Source organism: uncultured Thiodictyon sp. (assembly GCF_903946935.1).
Taxonomy (GTDB): Bacteria; Pseudomonadota; Gammaproteobacteria; order Chromatiales; family Chromatiaceae; genus Thiodictyon.
This window is the reverse complement of sequence record NZ_CAJAXH010000286.1, coordinates 1-3,446: the sequence shown is the minus strand read 5'-3', so window position 1 is coordinate 3,446 and position 3,446 is coordinate 1. Positions and strand designations below refer to the sequence as shown.

The following is a 3,446-nucleotide window of genomic DNA, read 5'->3' as shown; positions in this document are numbered from 1 at the left end:
GACGATCGGGACGAGATCATCGACGCGCCACAGCAGGATCAGCGGTGGATCGTCGATGTACTTGGGGATTTCGGTTGGGTCAGCCATGGGCGCAGTGTGCTGCCCGGCGGGCGGGGACCGTGAGAGCTGAAGGTGCGGATTTTTGGGGGGAATGCGGGAAAGGGGGGTTGGCTCAAGGCCAAGAGCCCTCGCACTGATCGTCCGCTCTTGGTGTTGATGGGCAGCCATCCACCGTGCCGACCTGGTGAGCGATCCCGCACCTTGGGAAAATCGCCCTGTTTGACGTGTGACTTGAGCGTCCCGATGGTCGTCCTGCTGCGGGCACGGGCATCCCGGGCGTTCTCGCCGCTTGGCCAGAGCGATCCCACCCGTGTTAAGCTGCTTTCGCAGCAGTCGTGTCCGCGCTCGCACCACTGCGGCGACGGCTGAGGTGCCCCTCAACTCCGCGGCTGCGCCGTGATCGGATGCGAGCGCGAGCACGGGCGGAACTGGCATTCGTAACGCCCTACCGGGCGTCTGCTTGACGGTGCTGGTCGACTATTGCAATTTAGTCGTCATGCGGGATGCTGGGATCAGCCGTTTCGCCAGCCTTGGAGCACATCATGCCGGTTGCCTTGCGACTCGATGGAATCAAGTTCTTCTTTTACACCAATGAAGGCAGTCCGCGCGAACAAGCGCACGTCCATGTCAGGAGCGCTGGAGCGGAGGCCAAGTTCTGGCTCTTACCCCAGGTGCAGCTCGCACGCAATGACGGGTTCGATGCCCGGACACTGCGCCAGATCGCCGGCATGGTCAGAGACCATCGTGAACTTCTGGAGAAGGCCTGGAATGAATATTTCGCCTAAGACCGTCAACTGCGACGAAAACAACCTGTGGGTCGAGTTGAACGACGGGCGCACGCTCGGCGTCCCCCTGGCCTGGTTCCCGCGCCTGCTTGCCGCGAGTCCGGCAGAACGAGCGGCCTATGACATCAGTCCGCGGGGCATCCACTGGGATGCGCTGGACGAGGACATTTCAGTCGAGGGATTGCTGGCAGGTCTGGCTGACATCCGTGAGCTTAACCGCAAGGTAGCATGATCCCGCTGGCGGGTACCGGACATAGAATCGTGGTACGTCCCCTATTCCCCCCCAATACACTGATTTCGCCGGCGGAGCTGAGCGGAAGGCCCTGAGGCATGACGACCCAGAACCCGGCAACCCTCTGCCCCGGCTGCTTCAACGAGACCGGCGGCAGCAATCCCTGCCCCCACTGCGCCTTCGACGAGCGGGCGCCGCGCCCGGCGAAGACCCTGGCGCTGCGCACCCTGCTGCATGGGCAGTTCCTCGTCGGCCGGGTGCTCGGCAAGCCCGGCGGCTTCGGAATTACCTATCTCGGCTGGGACCTGGGGCTGCGCCGGCGGGTCGCAATCAAGGAATACTTCCCGCGCGACATCGCCGGGCGCGACACCGACCGCACCACAGTCACCCCCGACTCGACCGATGACGTGCAGAACTTCGGGTACGGCCTGGAGCAATTCCAGACCGAGGCCCGCATCCTGGCCCGGCTCGACCATCCCAACATCGTGCGCATTCACCAGGTCCTCGCCGCCCACGGAACCGCCTATCTGGCGATGGAGTATTACCCCGGGCTGACGCTCGCCGAGTACCTGGATCGTCAACCGGGCGGGCGTCTGCCCGAGTCCACCGCGCTCGCCCTGATGCAACCGATCCTGGACGGCCTGCGCGCGGTGCATGCCGAAGGCCTGCTGCACCGCGACATCAAGCCCCAGAACATCTACCTCGCCGCGACCCGCGGCGGCGGCGCCCGCCCGGTGCTGATCGACTTCGGCGCCGCCCGCCAGGTCGCCGGCGAGCGCAGCCGTTCGCTGTCGGTGTTGCTGACCCCAGGCTATGCCCCGCTGGAGCAATACAGCCGCCGCGGCCATCAAGGCCCCTGGACCGATGTTTATGCGATCGCCGCAGTGCTCTACCGCATGCTGACCGGCACCACCCCGCCGGACGCCCATGACCGGACCCAGGGCGAGCCCCTGCCACCGGCCGTGCAGTTCGGCATCGGCGCCCCGCTCAGCGCCGCGCTGGACCGGGCGCTGGCGATGGCGCCGGGCGAGCGACATCAGAGCGTGGTGGAGTTTCAGCAGGCATTGGCGGGGGCCGCGGGCAAGGATGTGGTGGAGAAAGGGCCGGGGCCGAACCCGCCGCCCGCGCGCCCTCGCCCGGGCGGGAAGAATAGCCGCACCGCACCGCCGCCGACGACGGGCGGTAATGGGTCCTGGCCCTGGGTCGTCGTCGGCGCCCTTGGGCTCGCCATCGGCGCGGTGGTGTATGTCGCCTTGCGCGACGCAGCACCGGTCGTACCGATGACAGCGCCGGTGGCCGCCGCGCCTGGCCCAACCGCGTCAGCGCCGCCGCCGCCGCAACCCGCACCGGTCGTCCCCAAACCCACCGCGCCGAACCCGCCCGCGCGGCTCCCCTTCGAGCCGGAGATGGTGCGCATCCCCGCCGGGAGTTTCCTGATGGGCTCACCAGCGGGAGAACCTGAGCGACAGGATAACGAAGGCCCGCAGCACCAAGTCCAGGTCTCGGCCTTCGAGTTGGGCAAGTACGAGGTTACCCGCGCCCAATTCAGCGCCTTCACCAAGGCCGCCGGCTACCGCACCGATGCCGAACGCAATGTCGGCAATGCGGTAGGCTGCTGGATACGGCTTGAGGGCGAAGCCGCTGGAGGCTTTCGCGCGGGGAAACACTGGCGCGATCCAGGCATGCAGCAGACAGAGAACGACCCGGTGGTCTGCATGAGTTGGAACGACGCGCAAGCCTATGTCGAGTGGCTACACCAACAGACCGGCCAACCCTGGCGCCTGCCGAGCGAGGCCGAATGGGAATACGCCGCCCGCGCTGGTACCACCACCGCGTTCAACACCGGCGACTGCATCAAGACCAGTCAGGCCAACTACCACGGCTACTTTGACTACAACGGATGCGGCGCCAAGACTGGTGTGTATGTAGGCAAGACCCAGCCGGTCGGCAGCTACCCCGTCAATCGCTGGGGCCTCTACGATATGCACGGCAACGCCTGGGAGTGGGTGCAGGACTGTTGGCATCAGAATTACAATGGGGCACCAAAGGATAGCAAAGAATGGTTTGATTATTGCTTAGGAAATGAGCGGCGCGTGCTGCGCGGCGGGTCTTGGTCCTACTTCCCCACGGTCTTGCGCTCGGCCTACCGCTTCGATCTGGACGCCAGCTTCCGGGACAGCAACCTCGGTTTCCGGGTGGCCAGGACGCTTACCCCTTGATCCTCGCGCTGGGCCTTGATCATCGTTCCGGCCACCCCCGGTTACGCCGCCACCAGCAGGAGCGCGGACGACTTGGGCGGACGGGGCCGTCGGCGCGCTGGTGACGGAGGCAACGGCATGCGCTGGAGCACCTGCGCGAACAGCGTTTCG

3 protein-coding genes are annotated in these 3,446 nt (G+C 66.2%); all 3 read left to right on the top strand.

The genetic code is table 11. The features are described 5' to 3' along the window. Positions 1–602 precede the first annotated feature (602 nt). The 3 genes from QZX93_RS24965 (at position 603) to QZX93_RS24955 (ending at position 3,296) form a co-directional block, all read left to right on the top strand. The gene (locus QZX93_RS24965) at positions 603–845 is read left to right on the top strand and encodes a DUF4160 domain-containing protein (protein ID WP_295393154.1); all 243 of its coding nucleotides are present in this window, start codon (positions 603–605) and stop codon (positions 843–845) included. Further along, on the top strand, positions 829–1,077 hold the full coding sequence (locus QZX93_RS24960; RefSeq protein WP_295393153.1) for a DUF2442 domain-containing protein: 249 nt from the start codon (positions 829–831) through the stop codon (positions 1,075–1,077). Before QZX93_RS24965 ends, QZX93_RS24960 begins: the two co-directional genes overlap by 17 nt. 98 nt (positions 1,078–1,175) lie before the next feature. Continuing rightward, positions 1,176–3,296, top strand: a complete 2,121-nt coding sequence (locus QZX93_RS24955; RefSeq protein ID WP_295393152.1) for a bifunctional serine/threonine-protein kinase/formylglycine-generating enzyme family protein — start codon at positions 1,176–1,178, stop codon at positions 3,294–3,296. Positions 3,297–3,446 lie beyond the last annotated feature (150 nt).

Bases quoted from the DNA above. Each gene is read 5' to 3' on its own strand.
- QZX93_RS24965 (WP_295393154.1), top strand. From the start codon at position 603: ATGCCGGTTGCCTTGCGACTCGATGGAATCAAGTTCTTCTTTTACACC.
- QZX93_RS24960 (WP_295393153.1), top strand. From the start codon at position 829: ATGAATATTTCGCCTAAGACCGTCAACTGCGACGAAAACAACCTGTGG.
- QZX93_RS24955 (WP_295393152.1), top strand. From the start codon at position 1,176: ATGACGACCCAGAACCCGGCAACCCTCTGCCCCGGCTGCTTCAACGAG.